Consider the following 15,563-nt stretch of genomic DNA (forward strand, 5'->3'; position numbering starts at 1 on the left):
CGACATACCTCCTTGACCTGCAACTCATCATATGAGGGGGACTCATCGACGCGCTCTTGGCCGCTCGCGGGGCGGGTTCACCAGTAAGCTTCACTGCCTGGCTGATGCCCTCGGACGACCGCTCGCCTTCCATCTGACAGTCGGCGAGGCGGCAGATTGCAAAGCCTATGATGCCCTGATCGGTCTGCCGGAACATGCGCCCGAGGCACTGCTTGCGGACAAGGGCTATGACGCAGACGCCATCCGGGCCGACCTTGCCGAACGGGATATCAAGGCTGTCATCCCCGGTCGATCAAACCGTCGTGTGAAGATCGAGCATGACCGGACGCTCTACAACCAGCGCAATCGCATCGAGCGCATGTTCGGCCATCTCAAGATCAACCGTGCCATCGCCACCCGCTACGATCAACTCGCCAACAGCTTCCTCGGCATGGTCCATCTCGCCACCGCCAGATACTGGCTCAAATTTGTCCACGCCGCCTAGTCTCAGCGACTGGCGGCGGCTGAAACCCGCTTCGCGGCACGACGCGGTGAGGGTCGAATACCTCGATGGGCTCAGGCGGATTCTCGACGCAATCGGCGACGATTGCATGATCATCGTCACGATGTTCAATTCCTTCGCTACGGCCAATGACAACATGCTTGGCCAGCTTGATTTCAGTGATGTCGGGTTTGACAGGATCACGGCGCATCTTCGCGAAGATCCCCAATCGACGTTGGCAGGCCTCGGCGTGATCACCGAAAGTCTGTGCGAATTCACCCAGGACTGTCTGGAACTGGGCGTGTCTGGTTTGTTCCTTTCTGCAAATGGCGGAGAGCGCGGCCGGTTCACGGCCGAGCAGTTCAGAGAATATGTCTCGGTCCATGACCGAATGATACTCCAGGCCGCTCTTGATTCCGGCTCCGAGTTCAACCTCCTTCACATGTGCGGCGGCGATTTGAGAATGGAGGCCTATCGCGACTACCCAGCTCATGCAGTCAACTGGGCACCGCAAGCGAACAACCCCAGCCTTGCTGATGGCCGAAGACTCTTCAGCCAAACCCTCGTGGGCGGGATGGATCAGGCTGGAACGCTGGTTTCGGGCACACCGGAAGCGATCGAAGCTGAGGTTCGCGCAGTCATAGAAGAGGTTGGCCCGCGTAATTTCATGTTGGGAGCGGGCTGTGCGCTTGAAGGTGAAGCGCCATCCGGCAATCTGTTGCTGGCCCGCAAAGTCCTGCAGATCCCGAATTGATTCCGACCTGATAGAACTGGCCGATTAGCGATTGGAAGGCCAGTCGAGTATGCAATCTTCCGAGACGACCAAGCGGGCCATAGCGCTAACATGCGCCATCACGTCCGCGCGCGTTTCAGGGGCCGAAGGAAGCGAGAAGGCCTGTCTTGCATCTTCCATGGTCTCGAACCATTCCTCCGCGACTCCATCCCAGCCAGCCTCGACGCCAGTCCCACCAGGGAGATCGTCGGCTAGGCTAACGTTCACGACATAGCGCGAGATAAGATGGCCCTGCCGGGCAGCAATCATGGGGGCGTGCCCTTCAAGCCACCACTGACGAAAGTCCTCCATCGACAGGTGTCCCGCCTTGCGAAGGAACCACATCACCTTGACCATTTGTCACTCCATCAATGCACCCCGAAGAGCTGCATCCACATTGACACATTGTCGACATGCTGCATACAATGCTAGTAGATGGACCTTGCCTCCTGGTCAATTCAAATACGGCTACGGAAATTTGGAAGTTCGATATGCGGGATGAGGTTTTCGATTGTGACGTCCTGGTTATCGGCTCAGGTGCTGCTGGCCTTGCTACGGCGGTCACTGCCGCCGTTCTTGGTCTCAAAGTCATCCTGACGGAGCATGCAGCGCATATTGGTGGTCCCAGTGCGATTTCCGGTGGCGAGGTCTGGGTACCGCTCAACCGCCAGGCAGGTGGATCTGCCAATGACAGCGAAGAAGCAGCGATCGGGTATCTCGCACGCGTGATTGGCGACAATTTCGATCGGGACAGGGTTGAAACCTATGTCAGGAACGCTGCCACAGCCCTGGCGTTCCTCGAAGACAACAGCCATCTCAAGTATGAACTGCTCGAAACAGTTGTCGATTACTTCACTGACCTGGAGGGCGCAACCAAGGGGCTCAGGTCGTTGGGCGCCGTGCCGTTCGACGGCCGTCGCCTGGGCAAACATTTCAAGACAATCCGCTCGCCCATGCCGGCATCGATGATCTTCGGCGGGATGTCCCTCGGTCGGCTCGACATTCCTCATTTCTCGCGCTTCACGCGATCATTGCCGTCCCTGCTGCATGTCTGCGGCATGCTTGCCAAACACATGCGCGATCGCCTGCTGGGCCACCGTCGCGGGACCCGAATGGTCATGGGCAACGCCTTGGTCGGCAGGCTGACTTTGACACTTATCGAGCGGAAGGTTGCCCTCTGGACAAATACGTCAACCCTGGAGCTGGTCCGCAGACACGACAGGGTGCTCGGAGCCATAGTCGCGCATCCATCAGGTCGGCGACAGGTAAATGCGCACCGTGCCGTCGTCATCGCTACCGGCAGCTTCTCGGGAAATCGTCAGAAGCAAATCGAATTCCTGCCGCATGTCAGGGCCGGCCAGCAGCATCGCTCACACTTGCCTGACACCAATGACGGCTCGGGCCTCGATCTTGTTCGCAAGCTTGGCGGAAGCATCGATAACACTCTTGTGCAGCCCGCAGCCTTCACCCCGGTGTCCATAATTCCCAGACCGGATGGCGCAGACTGGCTAACCCCCCACTTTGGCGACAGGGCAAAGCCAGGGGTGATCGTAGTTGACGGCAGCGGCAACAGGATCGCCAACGAGGCGACCAACTATCACGATTTCGTAGGGCAGATGCTCCGGCATAGTGCCAGCAAGGCCAGCGCAGAGTTCTACCTCGTCACCAGCCATCGTCACCTTCGGGCCTATGGTCTCGGTCGTGTTCCGGCTTCGCCGGGCCGGATTTCGCCATTTCTGCGCAATGGGTATCTGCTAAAAGGCCAGACACTATCAGATCTTGCCGGGAAACTGGGAATCGATGCCGAGGGTCTCGTCAAAACCGTTGCAGCCCATGACAGTCATGCCATCCGGGGTGATGACCCGCTGTTCAATAAGGGCGGAACGGCATACGAGCGAGCAGCCGGTGATGCAGCCAACGAGCCGAATCCCTGCGTTGCCCCCCTTGGGAAGGGACCTTTCTACGCAATCCGGATGATACCTGGCGACATTGGCACTTTTGCTGGAATCCGCGTAGACTCAGTGGGGCGTGTCCTGACGGATAGGGGTACTGAAATCCCAGGCTTGTTCGCGGTTGGCACAGCCGCATCGAGCATAATGGGCGGAACATATCCCGGAGCAGGCGCAATGCTGGGACCGGCTCTGACTTTCGGTTATCTAGCCGCCAAAACAATTGCGCAAGAAGCAACCGATCATAAGACCTTGGCGCATGAGCCTAGGGAAGTCGTGACTTGCCCCCCGCTGGCCCCGCAGTCTTAACGAGAGTCTGCCGGCCTGATATTCTTCCTATCCCACCGGTCACCAAACTCCGGCGGAGCACCCTTTTGCACCAGTGCAGGCTAGCCTGCACTGATGCAAAAAGAGCAGGTCTTTCTCGCAATGACCGGACCAGACTAGGGGCCAGGCTCAGCTCACAATGGACTCTAACCAAACCTGAAGGAAAATCAGAGCGGCACGCCAAGCCCCCCAACTTCCTCGATGAGAGCCTTGACTGTTGATTGCCACTGAGATTTGACCCGGGATTTTCATCGAGAAGTGACCCGGGTGGTGGTTATGTCCCGCGGTGCGGGTTTGAGGTCAAGCGGGTGATTTTTCCTTTCTGGTTTTGGGTGCGGCCGAGCTGGCTCTGAACCGGAAGCTGTCATTGCCGGTCTCGAGGATGTGGCAGTGGTGAGTGAGGCGATCGAGCAGCGCGGTTGTCATTTTGGCATCGCCGAACACGCCGGACCATTCGCTGAAGCTGAGGTTGGTTGTGATGACGACGCTGGTGCGCTCATAAAGCTTGCTGAGCAGATGGAAGAGAAGCGCGCCGCCTGACGGGCTGAACGGCAGGTATCCCAACTCATCCAGGATGACGAGGTCGAGACGCAGAAGGCGCTCGGCAAGCTGACCTGCCTTGTTCAGGGCCTTTTCCTGTTCCAGCGCATTGACCAGATCGACGGTGGCGAAGAAGCGGACCTTCTTGCGATGATGCTCGACGGCCTGCACACCGAGCGCGGTGGCAATGTGCGTCTTGCCGGTGCCGGGCCCACCGATGAGCACCACGTTGTCAGCGCCATCGATGAACTCCCCGCGGTAGAGCTGGCGAACCATGGCTTCATTGACCTCGCTGGAAGCGAAGTCGAACCCGGCCAGGTCCTTGTAGGCGGGGAACCTGGCCGCCTTGATCTGGTAAGCGATGGACCTGACCTCGCGCTCGGCAAGCTCGGCCTTGAGCAACTGGGAGAGGATGGGGACGGCTGCATCGAACGCGGGCGCCCCCTGTTCGGTCAGGTCACTGACAGCCTGGGCCATCCCGTACATCTTGAGTGCGCGCAGCATGACCACGACGGCGGCGCTGGCAGGATCATGACGCATGGCGCAGATCCTTGTTCCGCAGTGTGTCGTAGCGCGCGACGTTCGCCTTGGGCTCGTGCCGCAGGATCAGGGCCTGCGGGGCATCGATCCTTGGCGGAATAGCGTCCTTGCCGTCGATCAGGCGGTGCAGGATATTGAGGACATGGGTCTTTGTCGCGACGCCGGCCTCCAGTGCGAGTTCCACGGCACGCAGCACGGCCTGTTCGTCATGATGCAAGACCAGCGATAATATCTCCACCATCTCCCTGTCGCCGCCGGGATGCCGCAGAAGCTGGCCCTGCAACTGCCGGAACGCTGCCGGCATCTCGGTGAATGGGGCGCCGTTGCGTAGGGCACCGGGCTTGCGCTGGACCACCGCGAGGTAATGCCGCCAGTAATAGATCGTCCGTCCCGGCAGATCATGAGATCGCTGGATGACCCGCTCATGTTCGCACAGGATCTGTCCTTCGGCCGCAATGGCAATGCGCTCGGGGTAGATCCGCACGCTCACCGGCCGGTTGGCGAAGGAGGCGGGCACGCTGTACCGGTTGCGCTCGAATGATATCAGGCAGGTCGGAGATACCCGCTTGGCATGCTCGACGAAGCCGTCGAAGGGCCGCCCCATCGGAATCAGGCTGGCAACCTCGGCGGCATGCGCATCAGCAATGGTCCCGGGCAGGACACCATGCTGGATCAGGCCCCATTGCGCGATACAATGCACCTCAAGCCAGGCATTGAGCGCATCGATATCCGGGAAGGCTGGCATCACCTGCCACAGTCGCCGCCGTGCATCCTGAACGTTCTTCTCGACCTGGCCCTTCTCCCATCCCGAGGCCGGGTTGCAGAACTCGGGCTCGAACAGATAGTGGCTCGCCATGGCGGCGAAGCGGGCGTTGACCTGGCGGGCCTTGCCGGTGCCGATCTTGTCGACTGCCGTCTTCATGTTGTCGAATATCCCGCGCTGCGGCACGCCACCCAGAACCCGGAAGGCCTGGGTCATGGCGTCGAACAGCATCTCATGGGTCTGGAGCGGATAGGCCCGCACGATGAAGGCCTTGCTGTGCGCCAGCTTGGTGTGTGCGGCCTGCAGCTTGGTCTGCTTGCCGGCGATTATGGCCCAGTCCTCGCTCCAGTCGAACTGGAATGCCTCGCCTGGCTGGAACACCAGCGGCACGAAAGTCCCGCGCCCACTCGTCTGGGCGTCGCGTTGACGGTCGGCCTTCCAGGCCCGCACGAACGCCGCCACGCGGTTGTAGGAACCATCATAGCCCAGAACCACGAGATCGGCGCACATCTGCTTGGCCGTGCGCCGCTGCTTGCGTGACTTGTTGGCGTCGATCCGCAGCCACGCCGATAGCTTCTCCGCAAACGGGTCCAGCTTGCTCGGCCGTGCCGGAACCTTGAACTTCGGCTCAACCGCATCCGCCCGCAGGTACTTGCGGATCGTGTTGCGCGACAATCCAGTGCGCCGCTCAATCTCTCGGATCGGGATGTGCTGACGGAAATGCCAGCGTCGAATTACACTCAGTAATGAACCGCCCCGGGATTGCCGGAGGCCAATTGGCTTAATTTATGCGGCCATGGGGGTTTCGTCCAGCATGGCGTAGTAGCGCGCCTCGGCTTCGGCGGGTGGGATATTGCCGATAGGCGCGAGGAGGCGCCGGTTGTTGAACCAGTCCACCCATTCGAGCGTGGCGTATTCAACGGCTTCAAATGATCGCCACGGTCCCCGCCGGTGGATGACCTCGGCCTTGTAAAGACCGTTGATCGTCTCGGCCAAGGCGTTGTCATAGCTGTCGCCGACGCTCCCGACCGATGGCTCGATCCCGGCTTCGGCAAGGCGCTCGGTATACTTGATCGAGACATATTGGCTGCCGCGGTCGCTGTGGTGGATCAGGCCGCCACGATGGACTGGGCGCCGATCATGGATCGCCTGCTCCAGGGCATCCAGCACGAAGCTGGCGTGCGCCGTTCTACTCGCCCGCCAGCCCACGATATAGCGGGCGTAAACGTCGATTACGAAGGCCACGTAGACGAACCCCGACCACGTCGCGAGTGGAGTAGGAAGCGCATAAGCGCTTCCCCTCCCCGAACCGTACGTGCACCTTTCAGCGCATACGGCTCTCTATTCAACCTTGGCCCAAGGCCATGGCGACATCATGATAGCGGGAGGTGACGGTGTTTCGGAGCTCGTCCCGATAGATGTAGGGATTTCGCTCCGGATTCCGCCACCGGAACTGCATCTTCTGGCTTGTGACCAGTCGTCGCAGCGCCTTGCCGACGGCATTGACCTGATTGCTTCGACCGTAGACGAGCCACGTCTTCGATTGGCCGGTTTCCGGCATGCGGTACCATTTACGCATCAAAGGCTTGATACGGGACCGGTACTTCTGCGCCAACCAGTGCGCCATTTTCCAGAACACGACGGTGTCGATGCGCCGGAATGTGCGCGCCGTGAAGTCGGTGAACCTGTAGAACGCAGCCCATCCCGCCAGCTGGCGGTTCAGGCCGTCGATCATGTCCACCGCGGCAACCTCATGATTGCCGGAGAGTGCCTCGACCAATCGGCGAGCGAAGGTCTTGGCCTTCTCCTTGGGTATCGTCGAGACCACGGACATGCGTCCGCTCGATCCCCGCCTGCGGATAATCCGGTGCCCGAGGAACACGAACCCGTCGTCGACGTGGGTGATATGGCTCTTGTCCATATTCAACGTCAGCTTCAGGTCGTCTTCCAGAAAGGCCCGGCATTCCTCGCGGATGGCCTCGGCATGTGCCTTGGTGCCCTTGACGATGACAACGAAGTCATCGGCGTAACGGCAGTAGGCGACAGCAGGTTTCCATTGCCGGTTCTCGCGAACCGTGATGGGGCGCCCCTGCTGGATGCCGAAGTTCCATGCCCAGCGATCCTTTCGCGCCTTGTCGCTCAGGTATTTCGCTTCCAGCCACGCATCAAACTCATGGAGCATGATGTTGGACAGGAGCGGCGACAGCACGCCGCCTTGCGGTACACCTTCGCTTGAGGCGACGAACAGGCCACGGTCGACGTGGCCCGCCTTCAGGAATCGCCAGAGCAGATCAACAAACCGATCATCCCGGATTCGCCGCCGAACGCAGCGAAGCAGAAGCCGGTGGTGGACCGTATCGAAGTAGCTCGCCAGATCACCTTCGATGATCCAGCGGCCCCGCGCTCCGGCACCACTATCCTGCAACTGTATCTTCACGGTCCGGACAGCGTGATGCACGCTGCGTTCCGGCCTGAAGCCGTAGGAGAGGCGATGGAAGTCGCTTTCCCAGATCGGCTCCATGGCCATCAGCATCGCGCGCTGGACGATGCGGTCTTTCAGGGTCGGGATACCAAGTGGTCGTTTCTTGCCATTGGCTTTCGGGATATAGATTCGCCTGACCGGCTGCGGGTGATAACTCCCCGTCAGCAAGTCCGTTCGCAGACTGGCCAGCTGTTCTGCCAGTACGGCCTGCATCCGTCGCTTGTCCATTCCGTCGATGCCCGGCGTATTGGCGCCACTCGACGCCAGCACGATCCGAGCCGCCTCGGCAAGCCACGCCCGATCGGCAATGAGCCGGAGAAGGCGATCGAACTTGCGGTTCTGGTCGCTCTCGGCCCACGTCGCGAGCTTGTGCTGCATTTCGCTGATTATCAAAGGTCTTCACCTCGTTTGGTCAGGTAGTTTGCACTTCAAGCTGATTGAACTGTCCCCCTTCGCCATGTGACAGGCTTTCCCTGTCGCGGACTACTACGGGGACTCCGCCAGCATGGTGGACATCGGGGCCAACTCCCTTGGCATTCCATCATGCCTTCCCTCGTTCATTTGCTGGACTTTCGCGCGCTGGGGAGGCTGCCGGTCGCAGTCCTTGTCCTTGCGTCCCGCAAGTCGATGCCGATGCCATGGCCTGGCTGCATTCTCTCCATGGCTCCATGGGGACGGGCTACATTTCCGGCCACATTCGGATGCCGCCGACATACGTCTCCGGCGCCATCATCAGCATTCCGCCTGTTAAGCCGTGTAGGCGAAGGCGACATTTCAGCCCTCGGATGCGGATTAACCGGTTCGTGTTCCTCAACCTTCCAGCGCTACAGCCTCGGGGACCATCTTGGCGTAACGGCTTCGCCTCAATCCCCTTTACCTGCGGGCTACGTCACCCTGCCAGTTGACGGCAGGTCACCGCCGCTTGGGCTCATGCCCCCTCACAGCAGAGGGCAAGGCGTTCGTTCAATTCCTCCTTTCTCCTTTGCATTCCAGTCATATGCACCCCGGACCATCCGGGACGAGGCGCACCGTAAGTGAAGTCCGACACCCACAACCTGTTCGGTGCCGGGGCGTGGAACTGGCGGTTCACCTGATCGAGCGGACACGGTGCGGCCTTGTCGCTGATCGTGGTCTTCACTGGCTTGCCCCGGATCACGCCCTGCAGGCCAAGATCGCGCATCAGCCGCTCCACCGTGCATCGGGCAATATCGAAGCCCTCGCGCTGCATCTGCCGCCACACCTTGCGCACGCCATAGACCTTGAAGTTGGCGTCGAACACGCGCCGAACTTCGGGCTTCATCGCCTCGTCACGCTGAGCACGTGGCGACAAGCGCGACGGATCGCGACGCTGCGCCACACGCTCATGGTAGGTGGATGGGGCGATCGGCAAAACCCGGCAGATCGGCTCGACCCCATACTCACCCCGATGCTCATCAATAAAGCTGGTCATCGCTTGAATGGGCGGTCGAGCTCCGCCTGGGCAAAATATGCAGACGCCTTGCGAAGGATCTCGTTGGCCTGGCGAAGCTCCCGGTTCTCGCGTTCCAGCGCCTTCAAGCGGTCTGCCAACTCGGTCGGAACGCCGGCACGCTTGCCGCTGTTCACCTCGGCCTTCTTCACCCACTCCAGCAGCGTGTGCCCCGAGCAGCCGATCATGGCGGCTATGGATGTGATCGCTGCCCAGCGGGATGGATGCTCACCTTCCTGATCCAGCACCAGGCGGACCGCCCGTTCACGAACCTCAGGGGCAAACTTGTTCGTCGTCTTGCTCATCGTAGACCCTTCCTCTCAGGAGTTAGGGCCTCCGACAATCCCGGGGCGGTTCATAACGCCATGTCGATCACTCCTTGTTCCCCCGAAGCCAAAGCCAGGGGAAAGGTCAGAACATGGGTCACTTCTCAGTGGAAATTTATGCCCCTCCCGGGTCAAATCTCAGTGGCAATCAACAGTCTTGTGACTTTGCGGGAATGCAGCGGCGATCTTCTCCAGCGCAATACGAAGGCCGTCTACATCTATCGCCAGATATGCTGGATCAGCCTTGATAGCTTCAGCCAGATAATCAGTCGTGAACAGAGAACCGGAAATGAAAAGCGCTGAATCAGACAAGCAGGAACCCCTTTGGGAGCACCTTACTGAGGGGGAGGCGTGCCGGGAAGAGCACCACAGCGTCTTTATCGTGGACCAACCAAGTGCACAATGTCCAGTGCCTCAACAACGCCAGCGCGCCAACCGAACTCATCGTCGTGTCTGGCGCGATCCATGGCTTCGACAGCCCATCCTTCCCGGCGAAGATTCGCTGTAGTACAGCAGGCGAAGCTCATGCTCTGCGCCGCGGGCTCGCTTCTTGAGTAGCGTCGCAACCAGACAGCGCAGCCCAAGCGGTATCAACAGATGTCCACTATTAAGTCGCGAGAAATCGCCCGAACGGCAGCAATGTCGGTGCTAACCATCTAACCCCGGGTGGCAAGATACGCATTCACACGCTCTCGTGTCCTCTGCCTAAGCTTTCGGCCGGCCCTCAGGTCTCCGACGAGCCTAGGATCCCTAACCGCTAGCCTGCCAAACGTGCTGGGCGAAACGCAGCTACGCACCAAATATGCCTCGATCTGCTCCAATAGCTCCATCGCCATAGACTCGCTTTAAGCTTGCGTTCCTGTTATGTTCTTACTAGGAAGGCTTCCTAGAGTCTAGGATCGATTTTCCTAGGTGCCCGCGATAGGACTGGCAGTCATGGACGACGCACGGAGAGCCCTGGACCAACTGATCCAGCAACGAGGGGTGAATTACTCCTCGGTTTCGCGCCTGTTGGGGCGCAATGCCGCTTACATCCAGCAGTATATTCGGCGCGGCAGCCCGAGGCAGCTGGACGAGCAGGATCGCTCGGTTCTGGCGCGATTTTTCGGGGTCGATGAGAAGATTCTTGGAGCCCCTGCCCGTCGCTCAGGTCCGGTCGTCGAACTGGTCCATGTGCCGGTTCTCAATGTCGAGGCATCGGCCGGCCACGGCGCTCTGGCCGAAATGGAAGCCAAATCCGCGCAGTTCGGCTTCGACGAGAAGTGGCTGCGCCGACTGACCGCAAGCAAGGCAACGAGCCTCTCGATTATCGCGGTGCATGGGGACTCCATGGAGCCTACCCTCCACGATGGCGACGAGGTCATGGTCGATCTCGGGGATGGCCAGTCTCGGCTGAGAGACGGGATCTATGTGCTGCGCATGGATGACATGCTGAGCGTAAAGCGGATTGCCCTTGAACCGCAGGGCAAGCGCGCGTCGGTTCTGAGCGACAACCCTGCCTATCCAAGCTGGCGCGGCCTTGAGAAACGCACGCTCAATATCGTCGGACGGGTTCTCTGGTTTGGTCGGGCGCTCTAAGGTAGCATTCTGATGCTTGCCCTCCTTGCCGCTTCGATCGTCGCTTCCGGACAGACCTTTACCTGCACACCGACTCATGTCTGGGATGGTGACGGTCCGGTCTGGTGTGCGGAAGGCCCTCACCTGCGGATCGCGGGCATCGCGGCCCGGGAAATGGACGGCACCTGCCGCACCAATCAGCCCTGCCCAAATGCCACGGCAATTGAGGCGCGCGACGCCCTTGTACATCTGATGGGCGGTGCCAAGGGAACAATCTCGACCGGTCACGTGGTGGTCAGAGGTCCGCGGCTGACATGCCGTTCCGAGGGGGCCGCTGGCGGCAACAGGACCGCTGCCTGGTGCCGTCTGCCGTCAGGTGCCGATCTGTCATGCGCCATGATCAAGACCGGCACTGTCCTGCGCTGGGATCGCTACTGGAAAGGCCCGGCTTGCCGGTGAGCAGCACCACGCATCTGACCGGCATCGTCGAATGGGCGGCCAACGGTCCGGTGCTGCGCACCGATGGTGGCGGGACTTGGGAACTCGACAACACCCGCCAGGTACGGAAATTCATCGGTGCCCGCGTCGAAGTGGTCGGGGAGCGTTCAGGGTTCAACGGATTTGATTGCGACCAGATATGGCCTGCCGGAAAGCCTCGACCGACTGCATTCAAACTCCGGCTCGAATTCCTCCTTGCCGCAGCCTTCGTCGCCTATGGCCTATATGCGACGGTTGGCGGTGTCGTCAGCCTGCTGGGCTGATGCTGAGCGACTGGGAGCTCTGGGCCTGCGCCAACGATGTCTTGCAAACTCATGGGGACAAGGCTCCCTTGCACGTCGCCGAGCAGATTGGGGCGCTCGCACTTGCTGGCGACGAGGCGGGCATTCGGACATGGCAGGCTATCGCCGAGCGAATTGTCCAGCTGAGCTCCAACGCCCCGGACCGGCCACTACAGTAACCCTCCTCGACAAGACGACCAGTTCATCCGATCGGCGACAGATCGCCCGGAAACAGGCACGGCTGCGCGCCTGGGCAGCCCTGGCTGTCGCCTTCGATGGTGAAACCGCGCATGCGTTCGACCAGATGACGAGCCAGATCGACCCTGGCGCTGCGCTGGGCGCGTGGATCATCGGCATTGAGACGGACGAGCGTGTGCTCCGGCGCAACGGCCAGCGCGACTTCGAGATGAGTTAGGAGGATATCATCGGAGATTCGGGGCATGGGTCAATGAGAACAAATAAAGAACTTCACGTCAACCGGCCATGTGCGGACGCATGAGGCTAGTGGGACGCTAGATGCCGATCTCGAACGGCTTCGTGATCGACCGGTCAAGTTCTGGCGGCTTGCGATCCGGTGCTGGAGCCACACGATCTTTGGCCTGCCCTTTGGCTGCCGCATCGCGGAGAAGATCGACCGTTTCGAGTGCCGAGCGCTTCATGCCGGCATTGTGCTCGACCGCCGCTTCGAGCTTGCCAGCATTATCGACATATAGCGTGAGACCATCGCGCAGGCGCGTGACTGTCACCAGGAACGTCTGCTGATTGGCCAGATTGCGCTCGCGGCTGTCCATGACAGCAATGCCGCGATCAGAGGTCAGCCCCTGAGCCATATGGGCATTGAGCGCATAGGCAAGATCGAGACGGCGAAGCATCGGGTCGCCCTGTTCCAGCCTGTGCTCTGCGCCCAAGGATGTCTTTACCACGACAGCCTCATTGTCGATTGCGACAATCCGGGCCTGGTCGGCATTGAGGAGGCCCCGCTGGTGATCGGTCTCGGTCCACCGGACCTTGTCTCCGGTGTAAATGTCGAGGGCGCGAACTTCGAACAGGCGCAGCGGATCCTGCTCACCTTGCGGCCTGATCTGACCGGGACGAAACTCGAACTGGCGGCCACGCGCGTTCTCCAGCGTGACCCGCTCGCGTGCCACATCGGTTCCGACCACACGGTATTCGCCTGCTGCAAGGCCCTGGCTGCGCTGACGCCGCGCGACATCGACCACCATGCCGGGCGCATAGGTGCTCGCATAGCGCAGCTCCTCGCGGGTCACATTGACGCGCGAAAGGGTCCGGAGCTGCATGGTTTCAGGACCAAGCTCGCCGCTGGATTTGAGGCCGGTCTGCACCGCATCGTTCACGGCGCTGCGCAGGTTTCGGCCTGAGGCATAGATTGCGGTTGCCTCGCGCTCGGCTGTCGACAGGGACAGCCAGGCTGCGGCAGCTTCGACAGCAGCATCATTCCCCGCCTCAATCACCTGGGGTGCCAAATGGCGCATGGCGTCTTCGATGCGCCCTTCTTGCGCCGCCTGCTGTGCAGCTCGAAGGCCATCTGCCCGTGCGCGGAGATTAGTGCTCATGACGGCCGTCTCAATGCCGGCCTGCTGCATCACATCGAACGGCTTTCCGGCATCGACGGCACCCAGCTGCTTGCGGTCACCTATGCTCGCAAAGCGGCCGAGTTCGAGCAGGTTGGCGAGGCGCACCAACTTTTCCTTGTCGGCATTGCCGACCATGGAGGCTTCGTCGAGCAGCACGACGGTGCCGCGCATGTCGGCCCGCGCCTCGGCGAGACGGTCCGCATCGGCCCCATCCAGGAGATCGCGGTGCCGGCCGAGGAACCGCGACACCGTCATCGATGGAATACCCGTATCGCGCTCGAGCATCTGGACCAGCGTGTTCTGCACCGCGAGCCCGAGTATACCCCTACCCTCCTCGCGCAGGATATCGGCGACAGGTTTGAGGACCGTGCTCTTGCCTGCGCCCGCGACGCCCTGGATCGCGACGATACGGTTGTTCGAGCCGAGCAGCAGACGCCCTGCCCCTTCCTGTCCCGCATTTAAGGTCAGCCCGTATTTGATCTGGGACAGGGCCTGCAGCCGGGACCCGGCAATGTCGGGAGAAACAATCGCCGGCGCGGCGCCGCGCCCGTCTTCGACCCCGGCAATGATGCGCTGCTCGAGGCTTATGGCGTCGCGTGTCGTGAGCAGTTCCCGGTCGGCGCCCCTGCCCTTCTCCAGATGCCCTTGGCGGAGAAGCTGGTCGACGCGGTGCTCGATGTCAGCGAGCGAGGTCGGGAGCGAAAAGCCAAGCGCCGCACGGTAGATCTCGGCCCGAGTGAACGCCGCCTCCCGCTCGCCCAGATGCCGCACAGCCGAGGCGACTGCATGAATTGCGGCGACCTGCTCGACACTGCGGTTGGTCAGCCGGGAGGGTATCAGCGGGTCACCTTCCCGTAGGCCAAGCCGCTCGGCCAAGGAGGTTGCAAGGTCCTGAACATTGCGGACAAGCGCGCGCATCGTTGGCCTCAAGCCGGTCACATTGCCAAGGTCCTGCGCGCTGCGAGCATTGGCTCTGGCAATCACCGTGGCGGGATCAAAGCCCAGCCTCGCAGACGCTTCCTGCCACTGCTGCCGCAGCGCATCGCGATCCTCGATCCGCCCCTTGTCGGCCCTGGTCATGAGGTTTGCTGCGCTGCGAGCGGCGAGCCCCCTTCCTTCCATCGTTGCCAGGCGGTCGAGAATCTCCGCCCGCCGCGAACTGAAGGCATCGCGCACATCTTTGGGCACACCGACGGCCTCGAAATTGCCGTGCTTGCCGAACTCCCCGACCTCGTAACCGAGCTTCTCGACGCTTAGCCGAAACCGCGCCATCGTCATGGCATTGAGCAAAGTATTGTGCTGCCAGAGCTTGTCATTGCGCAGCGCCCGCCATTTACCATCGGGCCCTCGCGTCACATTGGCAATGACGGCATGGAAGTGGGCGTTGGGCTCCTGGTTGCGGTTGGTGTCGTGCTGGAAGAGCGCGATCGCAAGGTTGCCGGTCTGGACCGCACGCTCTCTGCCCCGAACCTCCATCCGGGTCTCGGCAAGGTTCTTCTCGGCCCAGCGCAGGGTTTCCCGGACGGCCGACGCGTAGGCATCGAGGATCCGTTTGTCGCCGCCCACCAGAGCGAGGACCGACCAGCTTTTCGGCATCGAAAAGGTGAGATCGGTCCCCGCCCGGTGCGCCCGGTTGTCACTGCCGACGCGGCTGCCATCGGGGAGCAGTCCCTTAAGAACCGCCTCGAACTGCCGTGCGTCGACGGTCCCCTCGAGCCCGAGCGCGGCAGCGCCCTTGCCCAGCCATTCACCCGAGCGATCGGCATCAGCCCGCGTGTAGTAATTGTCGGCAGCGAAGTAGTTGGCCGCGCCGCCAGCGGTGCGGACATTGGCTACCGACAGCATCGATCGGTCCCCAACGCTAAGGCAGTTGGCGACATGCTCACATCTCCATGTCGCCAAGATCCGGACCAGTGATCGGCGGAGGCTCGTGCTCCCGCAAACCATCCTCGATCATCAGCTTGCGCGCGGCGGCATCACTCGA

14 protein-coding genes, 2 pseudogenes and 1 other annotated feature are annotated in these 15,563 nt (G+C 61.2%); of the genes and pseudogenes, 7 read left to right on the forward strand and 9 right to left on the reverse strand.

What is annotated here, in order from left to right:
• The first annotated feature begins 31 nt into the window (after positions 1 to 31).
• Both HGI46_RS21445 and HGI46_RS21450 read left to right on the forward strand, forming a co-directional pair.
• Positions 32 to 484, forward strand: a complete 453-nt coding sequence (locus HGI46_RS21445) for an IS5 family transposase (RefSeq protein ID WP_206065887.1) — start codon at positions 32 to 34, stop codon at positions 482 to 484.
• Complete coding sequence (locus HGI46_RS21450; RefSeq protein WP_346766792.1) at positions 384 to 1,235, forward strand: uroporphyrinogen decarboxylase family protein; 852 nt, start codon at positions 384 to 386, stop codon at positions 1,233 to 1,235. The genes HGI46_RS21445 and HGI46_RS21450 overlap by 101 nt, the downstream gene beginning before the upstream one ends.
• A 24-nt stretch (positions 1,236 to 1,259) precedes the next feature.
• Here HGI46_RS21450 and HGI46_RS21455 read toward each other — a convergent pair whose 3' ends face one another.
• Complete coding sequence (locus tag HGI46_RS21455; protein ID WP_118074401.1) at positions 1,260 to 1,610, reverse strand: EthD domain-containing protein; 351 nt, start codon at positions 1,608 to 1,610, stop codon at positions 1,260 to 1,262.
• A 56-nt stretch (positions 1,611 to 1,666) separates the two neighbouring features.
• Between HGI46_RS21455 and HGI46_RS21460 the strand changes: the two genes are divergently transcribed.
• Positions 1,667 to 3,511, forward strand: coding sequence for an FAD-binding protein (locus HGI46_RS21460; protein WP_168905791.1), 1,845 nt, complete (start codon positions 1,667 to 1,669; stop codon positions 3,509 to 3,511).
• 318 nt (positions 3,512 to 3,829) lie between these two features.
• On the opposite strand, the gene istB is transcribed toward HGI46_RS21460, so the two are convergent.
• The 6 genes and pseudogenes from istB to HGI46_RS21490 all read right to left on the reverse strand — a co-directional run bounded on the left by istB (position 3,830) and on the right by HGI46_RS21490 (position 9,960).
• Positions 3,830 to 4,609: an IS21-like element helper ATPase IstB gene (gene istB / locus HGI46_RS21465; protein ID WP_118074405.1), complete on the reverse strand. Its 780-nt coding sequence runs from the start codon at positions 4,607 to 4,609 to the stop codon at positions 3,830 to 3,832.
• Complete coding sequence (gene istA, locus HGI46_RS21470) at positions 4,599 to 6,149, reverse strand: IS21 family transposase (protein WP_168905796.1); 1,551 nt, start codon at positions 6,147 to 6,149, stop codon at positions 4,599 to 4,601. The genes istB and istA overlap by 11 nt, the downstream gene beginning before the upstream one ends.
• A gap of 9 nt (positions 6,150 to 6,158) precedes the next feature.
• Positions 6,159 to 6,644 (reverse strand): annotated as a pseudogene (locus HGI46_RS21475) (IS3 family transposase); the annotation flags it as partial.
• A gap of 73 nt (positions 6,645 to 6,717) precedes the next feature.
• Positions 6,718 to 8,247, reverse strand: a complete 1,530-nt coding sequence (gene ltrA / locus HGI46_RS21480) for a group II intron reverse transcriptase/maturase (protein WP_206065888.1) — start codon at positions 8,245 to 8,247, stop codon at positions 6,718 to 6,720.
• Between the two features lie 637 nt (positions 8,248 to 8,884).
• Positions 8,885 to 9,627 (reverse strand): annotated as a pseudogene (locus HGI46_RS21485) (IS3 family transposase); the annotation flags it as partial.
• Positions 9,230 to 9,346: a sequence feature (AL1L pseudoknot), on the reverse strand. (Overlaps the previous pseudogene by 117 nt.)
• A 159-nt stretch (positions 9,628 to 9,786) precedes the next feature.
• Positions 9,787 to 9,960, reverse strand: a complete 174-nt coding sequence (locus HGI46_RS21490) for a hypothetical protein (protein WP_162896123.1) — start codon at positions 9,958 to 9,960, stop codon at positions 9,787 to 9,789.
• Positions 9,961 to 10,584: 624 nt separating this feature from the next.
• Between HGI46_RS21490 and HGI46_RS21495 the strand changes: the two genes are divergently transcribed.
• From HGI46_RS21495 to HGI46_RS22315, 4 genes are read left to right on the forward strand one after another with little or no spacing between them, the layout of a single operon-like run.
• A complete protein-coding gene (locus HGI46_RS21495) occupies positions 10,585 to 11,226 on the forward strand; it encodes a helix-turn-helix transcriptional regulator (protein WP_168905793.1) in 642 nt (213 codons plus the stop codon).
• 12 nt (positions 11,227 to 11,238) lie between these two features.
• On the forward strand, positions 11,239 to 11,664 hold the full coding sequence (locus HGI46_RS21500) for a hypothetical protein (RefSeq protein ID WP_206065889.1): 426 nt from the start codon (positions 11,239 to 11,241) through the stop codon (positions 11,662 to 11,664).
• On the forward strand, positions 11,661 to 11,966 hold the full coding sequence (locus tag HGI46_RS21505; protein ID WP_168905794.1) for a DUF5818 domain-containing protein: 306 nt from the start codon (positions 11,661 to 11,663) through the stop codon (positions 11,964 to 11,966). Before HGI46_RS21500 ends, HGI46_RS21505 begins: the two co-directional genes overlap by 4 nt.
• Positions 11,966 to 12,163 (forward strand): hypothetical protein, encoded by a 198-nt coding sequence (locus tag HGI46_RS22315; RefSeq protein ID WP_125955284.1) that lies wholly within the window; start codon positions 11,966 to 11,968, stop codon positions 12,161 to 12,163. The genes HGI46_RS21505 and HGI46_RS22315 overlap by 1 nt, the downstream gene beginning before the upstream one ends.
• A 23-nt stretch (positions 12,164 to 12,186) precedes the next feature.
• Here HGI46_RS22315 and HGI46_RS21515 read toward each other — a convergent pair whose 3' ends face one another.
• Together HGI46_RS21515 and mobF are read right to left on the reverse strand one after the other, a co-directional pair.
• Positions 12,187 to 12,426: a hypothetical protein gene (locus tag HGI46_RS21515; protein WP_125955283.1), complete on the reverse strand. Its 240-nt coding sequence runs from the start codon at positions 12,424 to 12,426 to the stop codon at positions 12,187 to 12,189.
• A gap of 70 nt (positions 12,427 to 12,496) precedes the next feature.
• A complete protein-coding gene (gene mobF / locus HGI46_RS21520; RefSeq protein WP_168905795.1) occupies positions 12,497 to 15,424 on the reverse strand; it encodes a MobF family relaxase in 2,928 nt (975 codons plus the stop codon).
• Positions 15,425 to 15,563 lie beyond the last annotated feature (139 nt).

This window comes from Novosphingobium sp. ERW19, assembly GCF_012641315.1.
Lineage (GTDB): Bacteria > Pseudomonadota > Alphaproteobacteria > Sphingomonadales > Sphingomonadaceae > Novosphingobium.

What these genes read in the sequence shown, in the direction of transcription:
- HGI46_RS21445 (WP_206065887.1), top strand. Translation starts at nt 32, where the DNA reads ATGAGGGGGACTCATCGACGCGCTCTTGGCCGCTCGCGGGGCGGGTTC.
- HGI46_RS21455 (WP_118074401.1), bottom strand. Translation starts at nt 1,610, where the DNA reads ATGGTCAAGGTGATGTGGTTCCTTCGCAAGGCGGGACACCTGTCGATG.
- HGI46_RS21460 (WP_168905791.1), top strand. Translation starts at nt 1,667, where the DNA reads ATGCTGCATACAATGCTAGTAGATGGACCTTGCCTCCTGGTCAATTCA.
- istB (WP_118074405.1), bottom strand. Translation starts at nt 4,609, where the DNA reads ATGCGTCATGATCCTGCCAGCGCCGCCGTCGTGGTCATGCTGCGCGCA.
- HGI46_RS21495 (WP_168905793.1), top strand. Translation starts at nt 10,585, where the DNA reads ATGGACGACGCACGGAGAGCCCTGGACCAACTGATCCAGCAACGAGGG.
- HGI46_RS21500 (WP_206065889.1), top strand. Translation starts at nt 11,239, where the DNA reads ATGCTTGCCCTCCTTGCCGCTTCGATCGTCGCTTCCGGACAGACCTTT.
- HGI46_RS22315 (WP_125955284.1), top strand. Translation starts at nt 11,966, where the DNA reads ATGCTGAGCGACTGGGAGCTCTGGGCCTGCGCCAACGATGTCTTGCAA.
- HGI46_RS21515 (WP_125955283.1), bottom strand. Translation starts at nt 12,426, where the DNA reads ATGCCCCGAATCTCCGATGATATCCTCCTAACTCATCTCGAAGTCGCG.
- mobF (WP_168905795.1), bottom strand. Translation starts at nt 15,424, where the DNA reads ATGCTGTCGGTAGCCAATGTCCGCACCGCTGGCGGCGCGGCCAACTAC.